Below are 20,235 nucleotides of genomic sequence, written 5' to 3'. Positions count from 1 at the left end.
ATGAAACGATCCAAGATAAGATTATTCTGCATTGTAAAAACAAAATATAATTAAACCAACTGTTCGCCCCGTCCTGCGGGCGGACCCGCCCGCATCAGGATAAGGAAGCTGTCCGTGATCATACGCCTCGTTTCCCTTTTCATTGCCGTTCTCGTGTTTTCCGGCTGTCAGGCGCTCAAACGCGAAACCTCGCCGCCAGCCTTTGCCGAGCCGATTCTGGAGATCAAGCACGTCGATAAGGCTTCCGCCATCAAGAGCGACATTCTCTACGCTCTGTTGGCGGCGGAACTGGCGGGCCGGCGGGGCGATTATCCGCTGGCCCTGAAGCTTTACCTGCAGGTGCTGGACAAAGTTCCCGATCCCCGGGTCGCCGAACGCGCCGCCCGCATCGCCCTGTATCTGAAGCAATACGACAAGGCGGCCGAGGCGGTCAGGCGCTGGCTGCAGCAGGCGCCCGATTCCCCGGACGCCCACGAGCTGGCGTTGATACTGGCGCTGCGTCAGGGAGAGGCCGACGCGGCCGCCGCCCATTTCATCCGCCTCCTGACCCTGACCCCGCCGTCCCGGCGCACCGAGGTGCTGATGGAAATCCTCCGTTATATGGACCGCAGCGTGGACAAGAAGGTGGCGGCGGCGGTGATGGCGCAGGTGAGCCGGCATTTCGCCGACGCTCCGGAAGTGCTGTACGCCCACGCGATGCTGGCGCTGCGCCAGGGGGACGTCCGCAAGGCCCTGGCGCAGGTGAGCCGGGCGGTGAAACTGCAACCGGAGTCGACCCGCCTGCGGTTGTTGCAAAGCCATCTCCTGACCCAGCTCGGGGAATCCGACAAGGCCCGGCGGATATTGCGCGACCTGGTGCGCGAGCATCCCGACGATCTGCAATTGCGTCTGCTTTACGCCCAATTGCTGCTGAAACTCAAGGATTTCGAGGCGGCCGAGGCGGAACTGAAACGGATCCTCAAGCGCGATCCGGACCATCCGGACGCCCTCTACGCCTACGCCCTGGTAAATCTGCAGCAGGGCAGGGACAAGGTCGCGGAGACAACACTGCGGCGCCTGCTCAAGCAGCCCAAGTGGCGCGTCGAAGCCTATTCCTATCTGGGGCGGATCGCGTTGCGTCACCACCGCTATCAGGAAGCGCTGGCCTGGTTCGACAAGGTCAAGGACGATAAGCTCGGCTTCGATGCCCGCGTCAACGCCGTGATGGCCCTGGCCAAGCTGAAGCGGATCGACGAGGCGCTGCGGCGCATCGAAACCCTGTACGACCGCTATCCCAAATTCCGCCTGCAGCTGCATCTGCTCAAAGCGGAGATCCTGACCCAGGCCCGGCGGCTGCAGGCCGCCTTCGATGCCCTCACCCAGGCCCTGGCGGATTTCCCCGCCCACCCCGACCTGCTCTATGCTCGCGCCCTGGTGGCCGAACAGATGGGCAAACCCCACCAGGCCATCGCCGACCTGCGGGCGGCGCTGGAGAAGAAGCCCGATGATCCCAATCTGCTCAATGCCCTGGGCTACACTCTGCTGGAATATCAGGGGCCGCTTGACGAGGCCAGAACCTATCTGGAGAAGGCCATCCGCCTCAAACCCGACGATCCCGCCGTCCTCGACAGCTACGGCTGGCTGCAGTACAGGCTCGGCCATTATTCCCAGGCGCTGGAATACCTGCAGCGCGCCTATGCCGCCAATCCGGATCCGGAGATCGCCTACCACTTAGGCGAGGTCTACTGGGCCCTGGGGCAACGCGACAAAGCCCGGAAGGTATGGCGCAAGGCGCTTGCCGAAGCGGGCGACGATCCGCGGGTGGCCAGATTCCGCAAACGGGTGGCGGACCGCCTGGTACCGTGAACCGCATTCCGCTGTTGTTGCTGCTGTTGGCGCTGGCGGGTTGCGCCGGCTGGCACAAGCCTCCTTTGCCCGCTGTGGGCGAGGCCGAGCGCCGCTGGCGTTCCGGGCTGATCGAGCATCCCTGGCAGCTGCAGGGCCGGATCGGTGTCAGCGGCGGCCGCGACAGCTGGCACGGCCATCTGCGCTGGGAACACGGGCAGGGGTTGGACCGTCTGGTTCTGAGCGGTCCCTTCGGCCAGGGTGGGGCGGTGGTCGAGGCGGGCCCCGGCTGGATCCGGCTGCGCTATCCCGATGGCCGGATGCTGGAATCGGCCGATCCCAACCATTTGCTGCACCAGGTGCTGGGCGTCGCCGTGCCGCTGACGGCATTGCGTTACTGGGTTCTGGGGCTGGCCGCACCCGGCCCGGCCGCCGTCGAGCACGACCCGGCCGGGCGGTTGCGGCGGCTGCGGCAACAGGGTTGGGAGGTCGACTATCTGGCCTATGGGGTCGTTACCGCAGGAGCGTTGCCGACGAAACTGCGGTTGTTGGGTCCTGATGGGGTGCGTGTGAAATTGTTGATCGATCGCTGGGAAATCGACCGTGACCGAACTTGAAAACTGGCCGGCGCCTGCCAAGTTGAACCTGATGCTGCGGATCGTCGGCCGCCGGCCCGACGGTTACCACCTGCTGCAGACGGTGTTCCAGTTCGTCGATTGGGCCGACAGCCTGCACTTTCGCTGGCGCGATGACGATCAGGTGGTGCTGGCGACGCCGCTGCCGGGGGTGCCTCCGGATCGTGATCTGACCGTGCGCGCCGCCCGCGCGCTGCAGCGTTTGACCGGGGTGCGGCGCGGGGTGGAGATCCGCTTGGACAAGCGCCTGCCCATGGGCGGCGGGCTGGGGGGCGGCAGCTCCGATGCGGCCACGGTGCTGGTGGCGCTCAATGCCCTGTGGGGGTTGGGATTGAGCGAGACAGCATTGCTGGAAGTGGGGGTCGAGCTTGGCGCCGACGTGCCGGTTTTCATCAAGGGGGTGGCGGCCTGGGCCGAAGGGGTCGGTGAGCGGCTGACGCCGGTGGAACCTCCCCAGCCCTGGTACGTGATCCTCGTCCCTCCCTGCGAGGTGGCGACAGCGGCGGTGTTCGGGGCGGAAGATTTGACAAGAAACAGCCCGCCTGCCAAAATATCCGACTTTCTCGCCGGGCTGTGTGGCAACGACTTCCTGCCGGTCGTGCGGCGGCTGTATCCCCAGGTGGATGCGGCGCTGGCCGACCTGGCGCGCCATGGTCAGCCCCGTCTGACGGGCACCGGTGCCTGTGTGTATGCGGCGTTTCCGGAGCGTGACCGGGCGGAAGCGGTGGCTGCGGCGTTGGCGCGGCGTTGGCGGGTCCAGGTCGCCCGAGGTTTGAATCGCTCGCCGTTGCTCGACAAACTGGCACAGTTACGATGAAAGATCCAATGGGGCGTCGCCAAGCGGTAAGGCACGGGGTTTTGATCCCCGCATTCCCAGGTTCGAATCCTGGCGCCCCAGCCAATCCTGTCCATTCATCCCGCAATGCATTCGGCAGAGGTGGCGTCATGGGCGATGCCAGCTTCATGATTTTTTCCGGCAACGCCAACCGGCCTCTGGCGCAGCACATCGTCGAGCGGCTCGGCATGCGGTTGGGGCTGGCGTCGGTGGGACGTTTCAGTGACGGCGAGATCGCGGTCGAGATCGAGGAGCACGTCCGCGGCCGGGAAATCTTCGTCATCCAGTCCACCCACATGCCCCATGACAACCTCATGGAACTGCTGATCATCGTCGACGCCCTGCGGCGGGCCTCGGCGGGGACGATCACAGCAGTGATTCCCTATCTCGGTTATGCCCGTCAGGACCGGCGGCCGCGGTCGGCGCGGGTGCCGATCACCGCCAAGCTGGTGGCGAAGATGATTTCCGCCGCCGGGGTGGACCGGCTGTTGACCGTGGACCTGCACGCCGACCAGGTGCAGGGGTTCTTCGACATCCCGGTGGACAACGTTTACGCCTCGCCCCTGCTTTTGGGCGACATCTGGCGGCAGAAGTACGACAACCAGATCGTGGTGTCGCCGGACGTGGGCGGGGTGGTCCGGGCCCGGGCCCTGGCCAAGCGCTTGGGAGACGCGGACCTGGCCATCATCGACAAGCGCCGGCCCAAGGCCAACGAGGCCCAGGTGATGAACATCATCGGCGAGGTCGAGGGGCGGACCTGCATCCTGGTGGACGATCTGGTGGATACCGCCGGCACCCTGTGCCAGGCGGCGGCCGCGCTCAAGGCGCAGGGGGCCGTGCGGGTGGTGGCCTACTGTACCCACCCGGTGCTGTCAGGGCCGGCGGTGGACAACATCGGCGCTTCGCAACTGGACGAGCTGGTGGTCACCGACACCATTCCGTTGCGCCGCGAGGCGGCGGCGTGTCCCAAGATCCGGCAGCTGAGCGTGGCGGACATGTTGGCCGAAACCATCCGCCGCATTGCGGTTGGCGAGTCGGTCAGTTCTTTGTATGTGGATTAAGTTTTTTTGGGAGCGATCAAGATGGAAGTGAGTTTCGAGTTCGAGGCGGAAGTCAGGTCCGAGGCCGGCACCCGTGCGGCCCGCAGGTTGCGGCGTGAGTTGAAGATTCCCGCAGTGTTGTATGGTGGTGAGGAACAGCCGTTGCCGCTGACGCTGTCCAAGCCTCAGGTGGACAAGAACCTGGAACAGGAGGCGGTGTATTCCCACATCCTGACCCTGAAGATTCCGGGCCAGGCGCCGGTGCAGGCGATTCTGAAGGAGGTCCAGCGGCATCCGAGCAAGGAGGCGGTGTTGCATCTGGACTTTCAGCGCGTCTATGCGGACGAGGAGATCCGGGTCCATGTGCCGCTGCATTTCGTCAACGAAGATACGTCCGTCGGCGTAAAGAAGGGCGGTATCGTCAACCATCACTTGGTGGAAGTGGAAATCGCCTGTCTGCCCGGCCAGTTGCCTGAGTTCATCGAAGTGGATCTGGCGAATCTGGATGTCGGCGAATCCATCCACCTGTCCGAGCTGAAGCTGCCGGAAGGGGCCAAAGTGGTTGAGCTGCTGCACGGTGCCGACGCGCCGGTCGTCACCATTCTGCCGCCGCGGGTCGAAACCGAAAGCGGGGAAAGCGGCGAAGGCGAAGAAGCCGCTGGTGAAGCCTGAGTTTGACCGGAATTGTCCTGATTGCGGGGTTGGGGAACCCCGGCAGACAGTATGAAAGAACCCGGCATAATGCCGGGTTCTGGTTTGTGGACGAGGTGGCCCGGCGCGAAGGGGTGGATCTGCGCTGGGAGGCGCGTTTCGGCGGTTGGTTGGGGCAGTTCTTTCACCACAGCGAGGCGGTGCGTCTGTTCAAGCCGGGCCAGTTCATGAACCGCAGCGGCGGGCCGGTCACGGCGGTGTGCCGTTATTTCGGCATCGAGGCGCCGCAGCTGCTGGTCGCCCACGATGAGCTGGATTTCCCCGCCGGCGAGGTGCGCCTCAAGGTGGACGGCGGCCACGGCGGGCACAACGGTCTCCGCAGCATCGTGCAGCATCTGGGGCGACGTGACTTTGTGCGGCTGCGGATAGGCATCGGCCGTCCCCGTCACGGTTCGGTCACCGACTACGTTCTGGGGCGGCCCTCCAATGAGGAACGGGCGGCGATCACGGCGGCCATCGCGCGGGCGGCGGACTGTCTGCCACTGTTGCTCGATGAAGGGGTCGAGAAGGCCATGAATCGCCTTCACGCGCAAGCGGCGCAGAAATTCGGCCCAAAGGGTTGACAGCCACGCGGGGATCGGAAACAATAATGCGCTCTTTAGTCGGGAGGGGTTCCCGAGCGGTCAAAGGGACCAGACTGTAAATCTGGCGGCTTCGCCTTCGGAGGTTCGAATCCTCCCCCCTCCACCAGATTGGGAAGGTTTGTGCGGGTGTAGTTCAATGGTAGAACCTCAGCCTTCCAAGCTGATGACGTGGGTTCGATTCCCATCACCCGCTCCAAAATGCGGGGTTTGCGTTTCACAGCCCATATAGCTCAGTCGGTAGAGCACTTCCTTGGTAAGGAAGAGGTCACCGGTTCAAGTCCGGTTATGGGCTCCATTTTTTTATCGATGCCATCGTAAGATAATTAAGAGGATCGAGTTCTCATGGCCAAGCAGAAGTTTGAGCGGACCAAGCCGCACGTGAATGTGGGGACGATTGGGCACGTGGACCATGGCAAGACGACGCTGACGGCGGCGCTGACCAAGGTGTCTGCGGAGCATTTCCAGGGTGCGGAGTTCAAGGACTACAGCCAGATTGACAACGCCCCGGAAGAGCGTGAGCGCGGGATTACCATCGCCACCGCCCACGTGGAATACGAGACCGCCAAGCGTCACTACGCCCACGTGGACTGCCCGGGTCACGCCGACTACGTCAAGAACATGATCACCGGAGCGGCGCAGATGGACGGTGCCATTCTGGTGGTGTCCGCGGCGGACGGTCCCATGCCCCAGACCCGCGAGCACATTCTGCTGGCCCGCCAGGTGGGGGTTCCCTACATCGTCGTTTACCTGAACAAGGCCGACATGGTGGACGACGAAGAACTGCTCGAACTGGTCGAGATGGAAGTGCGCGAACTGCTCAGCAGCTACGACTTCCCGGGAGACGACGTGCCGGTGGTGATCGGCAGCGCCCTCAAGGCCCTGGAAGGGGACCAGAGCGAGATCGGGGTGCCCTCGATCCTCAAGCTGATGGAAGCGATGGACGAATACATTCCCGAGCCGGAGCGTCCCATCGACCAGCCCTTCCTGATGCCGATCGAAGACGTGTTCTCGATTTCCGGCCGCGGCACCGTGGTGACCGGCCGAATTGAACGCGGCAAGGTCAAGGTGGGTGACGAAGTCGAGATTGTCGGCCTGCGTCCCACCACCAAGACCACCGTCACCGGCGTGGAAATGTTCCGCAAGCTGCTGGACGAAGGGGTGGCCGGCGACAACGTAGGCGTGCTGCTGCGCGGCACCAAGCGTGACGAAGTTGAACGCGGCCAGGTGCTTGCCGAACCCGGCAGCATCACCCCGCACACCCACTTCGAAGCCGAAGTGTACGTACTGTCCAAGGACGAAGGTGGGCGTCACACCCCGTTCTTCAACGGCTACCGGCCGCAGTTCTACTTCCGGACCACTGACGTGACCGGCGCGGTGGAGCTGCCGGAAGGTGTGGAGATGGTGATGCCTGGCGACAACGTCAAGATCACGGTGAAGCTGATTGCGCCGATTGCCATGGAAGAAGGCCTGCGGTTTGCGATTCGCGAGGGCGGCCGCACCGTCGGCGCCGGCGTGGTTTCCAAGATCATCGAGTAATTGTTAGCACACAGGCGCCGCCGCTTCCCAGGCGGCGCCACAGGTTGAGGCGATACAGGTCAGTAGCTCAATTGGTAGAGCAGCGGTCTCCAAAACCGCAGGTTGGGGGTTCGAGTCCCTCCTGGCCTGCCATTTTTTATTGGGTATCGGTTCTCCTCCCACCACACGGTTGATTCCATGACAACACAGGCCCAGTCTCAAGATTTGTCACTTTCCCCTTTCGATCTCGTCAAGGTGATTCTGTCCGTCCTGCTGCTGACGGCAGGCGTGGTGGGCTTTTACTGGTATCCGGAGTATTCCGTCCTCTATCGCACCCTGGCGCTGATCGGCATAGTACTGGTGGCGGCGGGGCTGTTCTTCGCTACCGCACCCGGGCAGATGCTGTGGAGCTTCATTCAGGAAGCACGCGCGGAGCTGCGCAAGGTGACCTGGCCGACCCGCCAGGAAACCATCCATACCACCCTGATGGTGGTGGTGATGGTGGTGATCGTGGGCCTGATCCTGTGGCTCTTCGATTCCCTGTTCCTGTGGCTGGTGAAGCTGCTGACCGGTCAGGGGGGGTAAGTCCGTGGCGATGCGTTGGTACGTCGTACATACCTATTCAAACTACGAGAATCAGGTCAAGCGCTCCCTGGAAGAGCGTATCAAACAAGCGGGCCTGGAAAAGTATTTCGGCAAGATTCTGGTGCCGACTGAGGAAGTGATCGAGATGCGCATGGGCCAGCGGCGTAAGACCGATCGCAAGTTCTTCCCCGGTTACGTGCTGGTGCAGATGGAAATGAACGACAAGACCTGGCACCTGGTGCGCAGCATCCCCAACGTGCTGGGATTCATCGGCGGCACGCCGGAGAAGCCGGCGCCCATTTCCGACGAGGAAGCCGAAGCGATCCTGGCCCGGGTGGAGGAGGGTCTCAGCAAGCCCAGGCCCAAGGTGTTGTTCGAGCCCGGCGAGGTGGTGCGCATCATCGAGGGGCCGTTCAAGGATTTCACCTGCGTGGTCGAGGAAGTCGACTACGAAAAGAACAAGCTCAAGGCTTCGGTCGTCATCTTCGGCCGGCAGACGCCGGTTGAGTTCGATTTCAGTCAGGTCGAGAAGGTCTGACTGCCATCCGGGGAGCCGCAAGGCGTTGGTACCCATCCTAGGAGAGTCGTAACATGGCAAAGAAAGTAGAGGCTTACATCAAGCTGCAGGTCAAGGCCGGGGAAGCCAATCCCAGCCCGCCGGTAGGCCCGGCGCTGGGCCAGCACGGCGTCAACATCATGGAGTTCTGCAAGGCGTTCAACGCCCAGACCCAGGGCATGGAGAAGGGGTTGCCCCTGCCGGTGATCATCACGGTCTACAACGACCGCAGCTTCACCTTCATCATCAAGACCCCGCCGGCCTCATATCTGCTGAAGAAAGCCGTGGGCGCGGAAAAGGGAAGCTCGGTGCCCAATCTGGAGAAGATCGGCACTGTAACCCGCGAGCAGCTGGAAGAGATCGCCAAGATCAAGGAACCGGATCTGACGGCCGCCGACATGGACGCCGCGGTCCGGACCATCGCCGGGACCGCCCGCAGCATGGGCATCGACGTGGAGGGGGTGTGACATGGCCAAGCTGTCCAAACGCATGAAGATGATCCGCGAGAAAGTGGATCCCGCCCAGGTCTATCCCGTCGAGGAAGCTATTAACCTGCTGAAGGAGCTGTCCTCGGTCAAGTTCACCGAGTCCGTGGATGTGGCGGTCAACCTCGGGGTCGATCCGCGCAAGTCCGACCAGGTGGTCCGGGGTTCCACGGTGCTGCCTCACGGAACCGGCAAGAGCGTGCGGGTGGCGGTTTTCGCCCAGGGGGCCAATGCCGAGGCGGCCAAGGAGGCCGGCGCCGATGTCGTCGGCATGGAAGACCTGGCCGAAGAGGTCAAGAAGGGCAATCTGGATTTCGACGTGGTGATCGCCAGTCCCGACGCGATGCGCATCGTCGGTCAGCTGGGGCCAATTCTGGGGCCGCGCGGCCTGATGCCGAATCCCAAGGTGGGCACGGTGACGCCGGATGTCGCCACCGCAGTGAAGAATGCCAAGGCCGGCCAGGTGCGTTACCGCACCGACAAGGCGGGTATCATCCACTGCACCATCGGCAAGGTGGATTTCGACGTCAATGCCCTGAAGGAGAATCTCGAGGCCCTGCTTGCCGACCTGAAGAAGGCCAAGCCGGCCAGCAGCAAGGGAACCTATCTGAAGAAAGTCTCCCTTTCAACCACCATGGGGCCAGGCTTGACCATCGATCAGTCCACCCTGGATATCTGATTCTGACGACTTTGGATTGCCGGATGACCGGTGATCGTCAAAGACCGCAGGAGCGCGTGAGCGCTTAATCGCCTGCGCAGACGGTGAACCGGACCAGAAGGACGGGGAGCCGTAACGGGAGCGCCCTTTATGGGTGCGTGAGTGATCCCCCGGTACTGCCGGGGGAGGCAAACGGAGGTATCACGTGGCACTGAGACTGGAACAGAAAAAGGCCATCGTGGCCGAGGTCTCCGAAGTCGCCGCCAAGGCCCATTCCGCCATCGCCGCGGAATACCGGGGTCTGACGGTGCCGGAAATGACCGAGCTGCGGAAGAAGGCCCGGGAGTCCCAGGTGTACCTTCGCGTGGTGAAAAACACGCTGGCGCGTCGTGCGCTGGAGGGTACCGACTACGCCTGCATGAACGACAAGCTGGTCGGTCCCCTGCTGTATGCGTTTTCACTGGAAGAACCGGGTTCGGCTGCCCGTGTCATCAAGGAATTCCTGAAAGAACACGAGCACCTGCAGCCCAAACTGGTCGCCGTGGGCGGCAAGGTTTACGGTCCGGAGGAACTGGAACGTCTGGCCAGCCTGCCCACCAAGGAACAGGCCATCAGCATGCTGATGGGCGTGATGAAGGCGCCGGTGGAGAAACTGGTGAGAACGCTGGCCGAGCCCCACGCGAAACTGGTACGGACCCTCGCTGCCGTGCGCGATCAAAAGCAGGCGGCGTGATCCGGGCATTGGGTTGTCATTAAAACTGTTGCAAATTTTGGAGTGTAAAAACAATGGCTCTGTCTAAAGAAGAAATCCTGGATGCGATCGCGAACATGACCGTCATGGAAGTGGTGGATCTGATCGAGGCCATGGAAGAGAAGTTCGGTGTTTCCGCGGCAGCCCCTGTGGCGGCGGTCGCCGTTGCCGGCGGTGGCGAAGCCGGCGGTGCGGCCGAGGAAAAGACCGAGTTCGATGTCGTTCTGACCGGCTTCGGTTCCAACAAGGTGGCGGTCATCAAGGCGGTCCGTGGCATCACCGGCCTGGGCCTGAAGGAAGCCAAGGCGCTGGTCGAAGGCGCCCCGGCGCCGGTCAAGGAAGGCGTCAGCAAGGAAGAGGCAGAAGAAATCAAGAAGCAACTGGAAGAGGCGGGCGCTTCTGTCGAAATCAAATAAGCGCATTTCCACGCGTTGCTTTTAGGGATGGCTGGCAGTTTCGACTGCCGGCCTTTTCCCGCTTGAATGACAGAAACAACACGGAGGCAGCATGCAGCATTCGTTAGGTTGAGCGAGCGCTTGTGGTCAAAGACGATCTCACTGTATTTCATACCGGCGGACTGACCATCCCCCAGGCAACCCAATTCTTCGCAGGATCTTAAGGAACCGCTATGGCCTATTCGTTCACCGAGAAAAAGCGACTTCGCAAGAGCTTTGCCAAACGTCCCGAAGTTCTCGACGTTCCCTATCTGCTCCAAACCCAGATTGAATCATACCGGCAGTTCCTCCAGGCGGACAAGCGTCCTGATCAGCGTGCCGACAAGGGGCTGCACGCGGCCTTCAAGTCGGTGTTTCCGATCGAGAGCCACAACGGCTACGCCGCGCTCGAATACGTGAGTTACCGCCTGGGCGAGCCCACTTTCGACGTCAAGGAATGTCAGCTGCGCGGGGCGACCTATGCGGCGCCGCTGCGGGTCAAGGTGCGCCTGGTGCTGTACGACAAGAATTCACCGGCAAGCAGCAAGGTTGTCAGGGACATCAAGGAGCAGGAAGTCTACATGGGCGAACTGCCGCTGATGACCGAGAACGGCACCTTTGTCATCAACGGCACCGAACGGGTGGTGGTGTCCCAGTTGCACCGTTCGCCGGGGGTGTTCTTCGACCACGACCGGGGCAAGAACCATTCCTCCGGCAAGCTGTTGTTCAACGCCCGGGTGATTCCCTATCGCGGTTCCTGGCTCGATTTCGAATTCGACCACAAGGACATCGTCTACGTGCGTATCGACCGCCGCCGCAAGCTGCCGGCGACGGTACTGCTGCGGGCGCTCGGTTTCGACAACGAGCAGATGATCCGCATGTTCTTCGAGACCGACACGTTCCACCTGAGCAAGGACCGGATCGTTCTCGACCTGATTCCCGAGCGCCTGCGCGGGGAGATCGCGCCTTTCGACATCAAGCTCGACGACGGCACCGTACTCGTCGAGGAGGGGCGGCGCATCACCCCCAAGCACATCCGCCAGATGAAGAAGGCCGGACTCACACAGTTGGTGGTGCCGCCGGAATACCTTTACGGCAAGATCCTGGCCCATAACCTCGTTGACCGGGAAACCGGGGAGCTGATCGCCGCGGTCAACACCGAGATCACGCCGGAGTTGCTGGAAACCCTGATCGAAAAGGGAATCGACAGGATCGAGACCCTCTACGTCAACGAGCTCGACCGCGGGCCGTACATTTCCAACACCCTGAAGATCGATCACACCACCACCCGGCTGGAGGCGCTGGTCGAGATCTACCGCATGATGCGTCCGGGCGAGCCGCCCACCCAGGAAGCGGCTGAAACGCTGTTCGAGAACCTGTTCTTCTCCCCGGAGCGCTACGACCTCTCCGAAGTGGGGCGGATGAAGCTCAATCTGCGCCTGGGACGCAAGGAAACCGAAGGTCCCCGGGTCCTGACCCAGGAGGACATCATCGATGTTCTCAAGGAACTCATCAACATCCGCAACGGCAAAGGCCAGGTGGACGACATCGACCATCTGGGCAACCGCCGGGTGCGCAGCGTCGGTGAGATGGTGGAAAACCAGTTCCGCATCGGCTTGGTGCGGGTCGAGCGGGCGGTGAAGGAACGCCTGACCCTGGCCGCCAGCGAGGATTTCACGCCCCAGGAGGTGATCAATACCAAGCCGGTGGTGGCGGCAATCAAGGAATTCTTCGGCTCCAGCCAGCTGTCCCAGTTCATGGACCAGAACAACCCGCTGTCGGAAGTGACCCACAAGCGCCGGGTCTCGGCCCTGGGGCCGGGAGGGCTGTCGCGTGAGCGTGCCGGTTTCGAGGTCCGCGACGTGCATCCGACCCACTACGGCCGCCTGTGTCCGATCGAAACCCCGGAAGGCCCCAACATCGGCCTGATCAACTCCCTGGCGGTCTACGCCCGGGCCAACGAGTACGGCTTCCTGGAGACCCCCTACCGCAAGGTGGTGGACGGCAGGGTGACCGACGAGATCCATTATCTTTCGGCCATCGAGGAAAGCGAGTACATGATCGCCCAGGCCGGCGCCACGGTGGATGAGGAAGGACGCCTCGTGGACGAGATGGTGTCCTGCCGGCACAAGAACGAATTCACCCTGGCCTCGCCGGAGATGATCCAGTACATGGACGTCTCCCCCAAGCAGATCGTCTCGGTGGCGGCCTCCCTGATTCCGTTCCTGGAGCATGACGACGCCAACCGTGCCCTCATGGGCTCCAACATGCAGCGTCAGGCGGTGCCGATGCTGCGTTCCCAGAAGCCCCTGGTGGGGACCGGGATGGAACGCATCGTCGCCCGCGATTCCGGTGCCACGGTGGTGGCACGCCGCGGGGGCGAGGTGGTGTCGGTGGATGCGGCCCGCATCGTGGTGCGGGTCAACGACGACGAAACCGAGCCAGGCGAACCGGGGGTCGATATCTACAATCTGACCAAGTACACCCGCTCCAACCAGAACACCTGCATCAACCAGAAGCCGCTGGTGACGCCGGGTGACCGCATCGCCCGGGGCGACATCCTCGCCGACGGTGCCTCCACCGACATGGGGGAACTGGCCCTGGGGCAGAACCTGCTGGTGGCCTTCATGCCCTGGCACGGTTACAACTTCGAGGATTCGATCCTGATCTCCGAGCGGGTGGTGGAGGAGGACCGTTACACCACCATTCACATCGAGGAGAAGACCTGCGTCGCCCGCGACACCAAGCTGGGACCGGAGGAGATCACCGCCGACATCCCCAATGTCAGCGAGGCGGCCCTGGCCAAGTTGGACGAGTCCGGCATCGTCTATATCGGTGCCGAGGTCAAGGAAGGCGACATTCTGGTGGGCAAGGTGACCCCGAAAGGGGAAACCCAGCTGACGCCGGAGGAGAAGCTGCTGCGGGCCATCTTCGGTGAGAAGGCCTCCGACGTGAAGGACACCTCCCTACGGGTGCCTTCCGGGATGGCGGGGACGGTGATCGACGTCCAGGTGTTCACCCGCGACGGGGTGGAAAAGGATGCCCGCGCCAAGGCCATCGAGCAGGCGCAGCTGGAGAAGGTACGCAAGGACCTCGACGACCAGCTCAAGATCGTCGAGCAGGACACCTTCGAGCGGGTGCGCCAGATGCTGCTGGGCAAGGTGGCCGAGCAGGGGCCGAAGGGGCTGGCGCCGGGAACCGAGATTACCCAGGACTATCTCGATGGCCTCAAGCCGGAGGAATGGCTGCGGATCCGCCTTCAGGATGAAGACATCAATGTCCAGCTCGAGGCGGTGGCCGAGCAGCTGGAGAAACTGCGCAAGGAGATGGACCAGCGTTTCGAGGAGAAGAAGGCCAAGATCACCATGGGCGACGATCTGCCGCCCGGGGTGTTGAAGATGGTCAAGGTCTATCTCGCGGTCAAGCGCCGCATCCAGCCCGGCGACAAGATGGCCGGCCGCCACGGCAACAAGGGGGTGATCTCCCAGATCGTGCCGGTGGAGGACATGCCCTACCTGGAGGACGGCACCCCGGTGGACATTGTCCTCAATCCCTTGGGGGTGCCCTCGCGCATGAACGTGGGGCAGGTGCTCGAAACCCACCTGGGCTGGGCCGCCCGCGGTCTGGGGCTGAAGATCGGCCGCATGCTCGAGGCCAAGGCCAAGGTGCATGAACTGCGCGAATTCCTGGAGCAGGTCTACAACCGGACCGGCCGCAGGGAGGATCTCGACAGCCTCAGCGACGAAGAGATCGTGGAACTGGCCCACAACCTCAAGGAGGGGGTGCCGATGGCGACGCCGGTGTTCGACGGCGCTACCGAAGAGGAGATCAAGTCCATGCTGCGCCTGGCCGATCTTCCCGACAGCGGCCAGACCCGGCTGTTCGACGGCCGTACCGGCGATGCCTTCGACCGCGACGTCACCGTGGGCTACATGTACATGCTCAAGCTGAACCACCTGGTGGACGACAAGATGCACGCCCGTTCCACCGGGCCTTACAGCCTGGTGACCCAGCAGCCGTTGGGGGGCAAGGCCCAGTTCGGCGGTCAGCGGTTCGGGGAGATGGAGGTCTGGGCCCTGGAAGCCTACGGGGCGGCCTACACCCTGCAGGAGATGCTCACGGTCAAGTCGGACGACGTCACCGGTCGCACCAAGATGTACAAGAACATCGTCGATGGCGACTACCGCATGGAAGCCGGTATGCCGGAGTCCTTCAAGGTGCTGATCAAGGAGATCCGTGCCCTGGCCATCAATATCGAACTGGAGCAGGACTGACGGTCCGTGATCGAGTTCCGAGTTCACCAATCTAGCGGGAGCTGAAGCTTTGAAAGATCTGATCAAAATCCTGAAGAAGCAGAGTCAGGTGGAAGAGTTCGATGCCATCCGCATCGGACTGGCTTCTCCGGACATGATCCGTTCATGGTCCTACGGCGAGGTCAAGAAGCCGGAGACCATCAACTACCGCACCTTCAAACCGGAGCGGGACGGCCTGTTCTGCGCCAAGATCTTCGGCCCGATCAACGACTACGAATGCCTGTGCGGCAAGTACAAGCGCCTCAAGCACCGCGGCGTCATCTGCGAGAAGTGCGGGGTCGAGGTAACGCTGGCCAAGGTCCGGCGCGAGCGCATGGGGCACATCGAGCTGGCCAGCCCGGTGGCGCACATCTGGTTCCTCAAGTCGTTGCCGTCGCGCATCGCCCTAATGCTCGACATGACCATGGTGCAGGTGGAGCGGATCCTCTATTTCGAATGCTTCGTGGTCACCGATCCGGGCCTGACCCCGCTGGAACGGGGCCAGCTTCTCACCGATGAGGAATACCTGGAGGCCGTGGAGCAGTACGGCGACGACTTCAAGGCCGGCATGGGCGCCGAAGCGGTCCAGGAACTGCTGCGCACCATGGACCTGAAGGCCGAGGCCGCCCGCATCCGCGAGGAGATCGAGGCCACCGGCTCGGAGACCAAGATCCGCAAGCTGTCCAAGCGTCTCAAGCTGATCGAGGCCTTCATCAACTCCAACAACCGGCCGGAGTGGATGATCCTGACGGTGCTGCCGGTGCTGCCGCCGGACCTGCGCCCCCTGGTGCCCCTGGACGGCGGCCGTTTCGCCACTTCCGATCTCAACGATCTGTACCGCCGGGTGATCAACCGCAACAACCGCCTGCGCCGGCTGCTGGAGCTCAACGCCCCGGATATCATCGTCCGCAACGAGCGCCGCATGCTCCAGGAGGCGGTGGACGCCCTGCTCGACAACGGTCGCCGCGGCCGCGCCATCACCGGCACCAACAAGCGTCCGCTCAAGTCCCTGGCCGACATGATCAAGGGCAAACAGGGGCGGTTCCGCCAGAACCTGCTGGGCAAGCGCGTCGACTACTCCGGCCGTTCCGTGATCGTGGTGGGGCCGACCCTGCGCCTGCACCAGTGCGGCCTGCCCAAGAAGATGGCCTTGGAGCTGTTCAAGCCGTTCATTTTCGGCAAGCTCCAAGCCCGCGGTATCGCCACCACCATCAAGGCCGCCAAGCGCATGGTCGAGCGTGAGGAGCCGGAGGTGTGGGACGTGCTCGACGACGTCATCCGCGAGCACCCGGTGCTCCTCAACCGCGCCCCGACCCTGCACCGCCTCGGCATCCAGGCGTTCGAGCCGGTGTTGATCGAGGGCAAGGCGATCCAGCTTCACCCGCTGGTGTGCACCGCCTTCAACGCCGATTTCGACGGCGACCAGATGGCGGTCCACGTGCCGCTGTCGCTGGAGGCGCAGCTGGAGGCCCGGGCGTTGATGATGTCCTCCAACAACATCCTCTCGCCCGCCAACGGCGAGCCCATCATTCACCCGACCCAGGACATCGTCCTCGGGCTCTATTACATGAGCCGCGAGCGTGTCAACGCGAGGGGCGAAGGGATGGTGTTCGCCAACGTGGATGAGGTGCGCCGCGCCCTCGACCACAAGGCGGTGGACCTGCACGCCAGGATCAAGCTGCGGATCGACGAGAAGGTCAAGGAGGAAGACGGCAGCATGACCGAGCGCCGCCGCCTTGTGGATACCACCGCAGGCAGGGCGCTGATCTGGGACATCGTCCCCGAGGGGCTGCCCTACGACCTGATCAACCAGGATATGACCAAAAAGGCGATCTCCAACGTCATCAACGTCTGCTACCGCAATCTGGGCCTCAAGGCCACGGTGGTGTTCGCCGACCAGCTCATGTACTTAGGGTTCCTGCAGTCCACCCGCGCCGGGGTGTCCTTCGGTATCAACGACATGGTGATCCCGCAGGAAAAAGAGCAGATCATCCGCGAAGCGGAAAAGGAGGTCATGGAAATCCAGCGCCAGTACGAACAGGGGCTGGTGACCGACGGGGAGCGCTACAACAAGGTGGTGGACATCTGGTCGCGGGCCAACGAGGAAGTGGCCAAGGCGATGATGAAGGCGCTGGGCGAGGAGGAAGTGACCGACGCCGAGGGCAACACGGTGCGGCAGAAGTCGTTCAACTCCATCTTTATGATGGCCGACTCCGGCGCCCGTGGTTCCGCCGCCCAGATCCGTCAGCTGGCGGGGATGCGCGGTCTGATGGCCAAGCCTGACGGTTCCATCATCGAGACGCCGATCACCGCCAACTTCCGCGAAGGGCTGAACGTCCTCCAGTACTTCATTTCCACTCACGGCGCCCGCAAGGGCCTGGCGGACACTGCCCTCAAGACCGCCAACTCCGGCTATCTGACCCGGCGCCTGGTGGACGTGGGCCAGGACCTGGTGGTGACCGAGAAGGACTGCGGCACCACCCGGGGGATCACCATGCAGCCGATCATCGAGGGGGGGGACGTGGTCGAACCCCTGTCCGAACGGGTGCTGGGCCGGGTGGTGGCTGAGGACGTGCGCGACCCCAAGAGTCACGAAGTACTCGTCCCGGCAGGCACGTTGCTGGACGAGCGCTGGGTCAAGGTGTTGCAGTCCCACAGCGTCGAGGAGGTGCTGGTGCGTTCGGTCATCACCTGCGAAACCCGCTACGGGGTCTGCGCCATTTGTTACGGCCGCGATCTGGGCCGCGGGCATCTGGTCAGCGTGGGCGAGGCCATCGGGGTCATCGCCGCCCAGTCCATCGGCGAGCCGGGGACCCAGCTGACCATGCGCACCTTCCACATCGGCGGGGCGGCGTCTAGGGCGGCGGCGGTCTCCAGCATCGAGGTCAAATCCTCTGGCGTCATCCGTCTCAGCAATCTCAAGACCGTGCGCAACCGCGAAGGCAAGCTGGTGGCGGTGTCGCGCTCCGGCGAGATCAGCGTCATCGACGAGCAGGGCCGCGAGCGCGAGCGTTACAAGGTGCCTTACGGGGCCATCCTCAACGTCGAGGACGGCTCCCAGGTCAAGCCCGGTGACGTGGCGGCCGCCTGGGATCCCCACACCCACCCGGTGATCACCGAAGTGAGCGGGATCGTCCGGCTCGAGAACTTCATCGAAGGGGTCACGGTACGCGAGCAGGTGGACGAGGTCACCGGTCTGAGTTCGATGGTGGTGCTCGACCCCAAGGTGCGTCCGGCGGCCGGACGCGATCTGCGGCCCATGATCAAACTGGTGGACGAGGAAGGCAACGACGTTTACATCCCCGGCACCGAGATTCCGGCGCAGTATTTCCTGCCGGGCGGCGCCATCGTCAACATCCGCGATGGTGACCGGGTGGAAGTGGGGGATATCCTCGCCCGCATCCCGCAGGAGTCGAGCAAGACCCGCGACATCACCGGCGGTCTGCCGCGGGTGGCGGACCTGTTCGAAGCCCGCAAGACCAAAGATCCGGCCATCCTTGCCGAAGCTACCGGGACGGTCAGCTTCGGCAAGGAAACCAAGGGCAAGCGGCGCCTGATCATCACCGATGCCGAGGGCAATCAGCACGAGATCCTGATTCCCAAGTGGCGCCACATCACGGTGTTCGAGGGCGAGTTCGTGGAACAGGGGGAGACCCTCGTAGAAGGCGAGCTTACCCCGCACGACATCCTGCGCCTGCGTGGCGTCGAGGCATTGACTGCCTATCTGGTGAAGGAAATTCAGGACGTCTATCGTCTCCAGGGGGTGAAGATCAACGACAAGCACATCGAGGTCATCATCCGCCAGATGCTGCGCAAGGTCGAGATCACCGATCCCGGCGACACTTCGTATCTGGCCGGCGAGCAGGTGGAGCGTTCGCGGATCCTGGAGGAAAACGAGCGGCTGGAAAAGGAAGGCCAGCGTCCGGCGAAGTTCGAGCCGGTCCTGCTGGGGATCACCAAGGCTTCGCTGGCGACCGAGTCCTTCATCTCCGCCGCCTCCTTCCAGGAAACCACCCGCGTGCTCACCGACGCGGCGGTCCGCGGTCTGCGCGACGATCTCCACGGCCTCAAGGAGAACGTCATCGTCGGCCGCCTGATCCCGGCGGGTACGGGACTGGCCTATCACCGCGAGCGCCGGCGCAAGCGGGCCATGGCAGTGCCGACGGCGCCCGAGACGGAGGCGCTCGATGTGGAGAAGGTCGAGGAGGCGTTGAAGAAGGCGCTCAACCCCGACTGATCCCCCATCGGGGTCCCGGTGTGATTCCAGCGCCCGCTGTTGACAGCGGGCGCTTTTCTTTCTAGAATACCCGGCTTTCAGCTGGAAGCCGCTTACACCCCTAAGCGCTTGATCTGACGAGAAGGAAAGCAGGAAGGGGGTTAAGCGCTTTTTACGCTTGAAGAATTTATCCGTTTCAGTGCCGTTCGAAGGTTGTAGGGAGTTTTAACAGGTATGGCCACAATCAACCAGTTGGTTAGAAAACCTCGGGTCCGCAAGAAGGAAAAGAGTAACGTTCCTGCGCTGGACGCCTGTCCCCAGAAGCGCGGCGTCTGTACCCGAGTCTATACCACCACGCCAAAAAAGCCGAACTCCGCCCTGCGCAAGGTGGCGCGTGTGCGGCTCACGAACGGTGCTGAAGTGACCAGTTACATCGGGGGCGAGGGGCACAACCTGCAGGAGCACTCCGTGGTGCTGATCCGCGGCGGTCGTGTCAAGGACCTGCCGGGTGTGCGTTACCACGTCATTCGCGGCGCCCTGGACTGCGCCGGTGTCGACGGCCGGCGTCAGGGGCGTTCCAAATACGGCGCCAAGAAACCCAAAAGTTAATCCATTTCGAGTAGGCAGCGATGAGAAGAAGGGCAGCAGAGAAGCGGCAGATCCTGCCGGATCCGCGTTTCGGTGACGAAACCGTGGCGAAGTTCATCAACATGGTCATGGTCAGCGGCAAGAAATCGCTGGCCGAGCGCATCGTCTACGGCGCGCTCGACATCATCGAAAGCAAGGGGCACGAAGATGCCCTGGGTGTGCTGGTCAAGGCGCTGGAAAACGTGCAGCCGGTGGTGGAGGTCAAATCCCGCCGTGTGGGTGGGGCGACCTACCAGGTTCCGGTGGAGGTGCGTCCCGACCGTCGCCGCTCTCTCGGTATGCGCTGGATCATCGATGCCGCCCGCAAGCGCAGCGAGAAGACCATGCCCCAGCGCCTGGCCGGTGAGCTGCTGGACGCCGTGGAGAACCGCGGCGCCGCCGTCAAGAAGCGCGAAGACACACACCGGATGGCGGAAGCCAACAAGGCTTTCTCTCATTATCGCTGGTAATTTGTTTCAAGTTTTTA

General features: G+C 63.0%; 17 protein-coding genes and 5 tRNA genes. All 22 read left to right on the top strand.

What is annotated here, in order from left to right; translation table 11 throughout:
- Positions 1–114: 114 nt before the first annotated feature.
- The 22 genes from MCIT9_RS00675 (at position 115) to rpsG (ending at position 20,218) form a co-directional block, all read left to right on the top strand.
- Positions 115–1,845: a tetratricopeptide repeat protein gene (locus MCIT9_RS00675; protein ID WP_317705529.1), complete on the top strand. Its 1,731-nt coding sequence runs from the start codon at positions 115–117 to the stop codon at positions 1,843–1,845.
- Positions 1,842–2,441 (top strand): lipoprotein insertase outer membrane protein LolB, encoded by a 600-nt coding sequence (gene lolB, locus MCIT9_RS00670; protein ID WP_317705528.1) that lies wholly within the window; start codon positions 1,842–1,844, stop codon positions 2,439–2,441. The genes MCIT9_RS00675 and lolB overlap by 4 nt, the downstream gene beginning before the upstream one ends.
- Positions 2,428–3,276, top strand: coding sequence for a 4-(cytidine 5'-diphospho)-2-C-methyl-D-erythritol kinase (ispE, locus tag MCIT9_RS00665; protein WP_317705527.1), 849 nt, complete (start codon positions 2,428–2,430; stop codon positions 3,274–3,276). The genes lolB and ispE overlap by 14 nt, the downstream gene beginning before the upstream one ends.
- Positions 3,277–3,285: 9 nt before the next feature.
- Positions 3,286–3,360: transfer RNA gene (locus MCIT9_RS00660), tRNA-Gln, on the top strand.
- A 44-nt stretch (positions 3,361–3,404) separates the two neighbouring features.
- Positions 3,405–4,355 (top strand): ribose-phosphate diphosphokinase, encoded by a 951-nt coding sequence (locus MCIT9_RS00655; protein ID WP_317705526.1) that lies wholly within the window; start codon positions 3,405–3,407, stop codon positions 4,353–4,355.
- A 21-nt stretch (positions 4,356–4,376) separates the two neighbouring features.
- Complete coding sequence (locus MCIT9_RS00650; protein WP_317705525.1) at positions 4,377–5,006, top strand: 50S ribosomal protein L25/general stress protein Ctc; 630 nt, start codon at positions 4,377–4,379, stop codon at positions 5,004–5,006.
- An 11-nt stretch (positions 5,007–5,017) separates the two neighbouring features.
- Positions 5,018–5,608, top strand: a complete 591-nt coding sequence (pth, locus tag MCIT9_RS00645) for an aminoacyl-tRNA hydrolase (protein WP_422880202.1) — start codon at positions 5,018–5,020, stop codon at positions 5,606–5,608.
- A 42-nt stretch (positions 5,609–5,650) separates the two neighbouring features.
- Positions 5,651–5,735 (top strand) — tRNA-Tyr (locus MCIT9_RS00640).
- A 16-nt stretch (positions 5,736–5,751) separates the two neighbouring features.
- Positions 5,752–5,825: transfer RNA gene (locus MCIT9_RS00635), tRNA-Gly, on the top strand.
- A 23-nt stretch (positions 5,826–5,848) separates the two neighbouring features.
- Positions 5,849–5,924: transfer RNA gene (locus tag MCIT9_RS00630), tRNA-Thr, on the top strand.
- Positions 5,925–5,971: 47 nt separating this feature from the next.
- Entirely contained in the window at positions 5,972–7,165 is a 1,194-nt protein-coding gene (gene tuf, locus MCIT9_RS00625) for an elongation factor Tu (RefSeq protein WP_317705514.1), read from the top strand.
- 56 nt (positions 7,166–7,221) lie between these two features.
- Positions 7,222–7,297, top strand: a tRNA-Trp gene (locus MCIT9_RS00620).
- Positions 7,298–7,369: 72 nt separating this feature from the next.
- Entirely contained in the window at positions 7,370–7,729 is a 360-nt protein-coding gene (secE, locus tag MCIT9_RS00615) for a preprotein translocase subunit SecE (RefSeq protein WP_317705523.1), read from the top strand.
- 4 nt (positions 7,730–7,733) lie between these two features.
- Complete coding sequence (gene nusG / locus MCIT9_RS00610; RefSeq protein ID WP_479724328.1) at positions 7,734–8,267, top strand: transcription termination/antitermination protein NusG; 534 nt, start codon at positions 7,734–7,736, stop codon at positions 8,265–8,267.
- Positions 8,268–8,320: 53 nt separating this feature from the next.
- Positions 8,321–8,752 (top strand): 50S ribosomal protein L11, encoded by a 432-nt coding sequence (gene rplK, locus MCIT9_RS00605; protein ID WP_317705521.1) that lies wholly within the window; start codon positions 8,321–8,323, stop codon positions 8,750–8,752.
- A 1-nt stretch (position 8,753) separates the two neighbouring features.
- Complete coding sequence (gene rplA, locus MCIT9_RS00600) at positions 8,754–9,449, top strand: 50S ribosomal protein L1 (RefSeq protein WP_317705520.1); 696 nt, start codon at positions 8,754–8,756, stop codon at positions 9,447–9,449.
- 184 nt (positions 9,450–9,633) lie between these two features.
- The gene (rplJ, locus tag MCIT9_RS00595) at positions 9,634–10,161 is read left to right on the top strand and encodes a 50S ribosomal protein L10 (RefSeq protein ID WP_317705519.1); all 528 of its coding nucleotides are present in this window, start codon (positions 9,634–9,636) and stop codon (positions 10,159–10,161) included.
- A 53-nt stretch (positions 10,162–10,214) separates the two neighbouring features.
- The gene (gene rplL, locus MCIT9_RS00590) at positions 10,215–10,595 is read left to right on the top strand and encodes a 50S ribosomal protein L7/L12 (RefSeq protein ID WP_286294075.1); all 381 of its coding nucleotides are present in this window, start codon (positions 10,215–10,217) and stop codon (positions 10,593–10,595) included.
- Between the two features lie 212 nt (positions 10,596–10,807).
- Complete coding sequence (gene rpoB, locus MCIT9_RS00585; protein ID WP_317705518.1) at positions 10,808–14,887, top strand: DNA-directed RNA polymerase subunit beta; 4,080 nt, start codon at positions 10,808–10,810, stop codon at positions 14,885–14,887.
- A gap of 49 nt (positions 14,888–14,936) precedes the next feature.
- Positions 14,937–19,142 carry a DNA-directed RNA polymerase subunit beta' gene (gene rpoC / locus MCIT9_RS00580; RefSeq protein WP_317705517.1) on the top strand — a complete coding sequence of 1,402 codons (4,206 nt, stop codon included), beginning with the start codon at positions 14,937–14,939 and terminating at the stop codon, positions 19,140–19,142.
- 213 nt (positions 19,143–19,355) lie between these two features.
- Entirely contained in the window at positions 19,356–19,730 is a 375-nt protein-coding gene (gene rpsL, locus MCIT9_RS00575) for a 30S ribosomal protein S12 (protein ID WP_286290979.1), read from the top strand.
- Positions 19,731–19,750: 20 nt separating this feature from the next.
- Positions 19,751–20,218 carry a 30S ribosomal protein S7 gene (gene rpsG / locus MCIT9_RS00570; RefSeq protein ID WP_317705516.1) on the top strand — a complete coding sequence of 156 codons (468 nt, stop codon included), beginning with the start codon at positions 19,751–19,753 and terminating at the stop codon, positions 20,216–20,218.
- Positions 20,219–20,235 lie beyond the last annotated feature (17 nt).

The sequence above is a fragment of the Methylomarinovum caldicuralii genome, assembly GCF_033126985.1.
In the GTDB taxonomy this organism is placed as follows: Bacteria; Pseudomonadota; Gammaproteobacteria; order Methylococcales; family Methylothermaceae; genus Methylohalobius; species Methylohalobius caldicuralii.
This window is presented reverse-complemented; position numbering and strand designations above follow the sequence as displayed.

Excerpts from the sequence above, each read along its gene's own strand:
- MCIT9_RS00650 (WP_317705525.1), top strand. The coding sequence starts at position 4,377 with ATGGAAGTGAGTTTCGAGTTCGAGGCGGAAGTCAGGTCCGAGGCCGGC.
- rplK (WP_317705521.1), top strand. The coding sequence starts at position 8,321 with ATGGCAAAGAAAGTAGAGGCTTACATCAAGCTGCAGGTCAAGGCCGGG.
- rplA (WP_317705520.1), top strand. The coding sequence starts at position 8,754 with ATGGCCAAGCTGTCCAAACGCATGAAGATGATCCGCGAGAAAGTGGAT.
- MCIT9_RS00655 (WP_317705526.1), top strand. The coding sequence starts at position 3,405 with ATGGGCGATGCCAGCTTCATGATTTTTTCCGGCAACGCCAACCGGCCT.
- rpsG (WP_317705516.1), top strand. The coding sequence starts at position 19,751 with ATGAGAAGAAGGGCAGCAGAGAAGCGGCAGATCCTGCCGGATCCGCGT.
- rpsL (WP_286290979.1), top strand. The coding sequence starts at position 19,356 with ATGGCCACAATCAACCAGTTGGTTAGAAAACCTCGGGTCCGCAAGAAG.
- rplL (WP_286294075.1), top strand. The coding sequence starts at position 10,215 with ATGGCTCTGTCTAAAGAAGAAATCCTGGATGCGATCGCGAACATGACC.
- rpoB (WP_317705518.1), top strand. The coding sequence starts at position 10,808 with ATGGCCTATTCGTTCACCGAGAAAAAGCGACTTCGCAAGAGCTTTGCC.
- tuf (WP_317705514.1), top strand. The coding sequence starts at position 5,972 with ATGGCCAAGCAGAAGTTTGAGCGGACCAAGCCGCACGTGAATGTGGGG.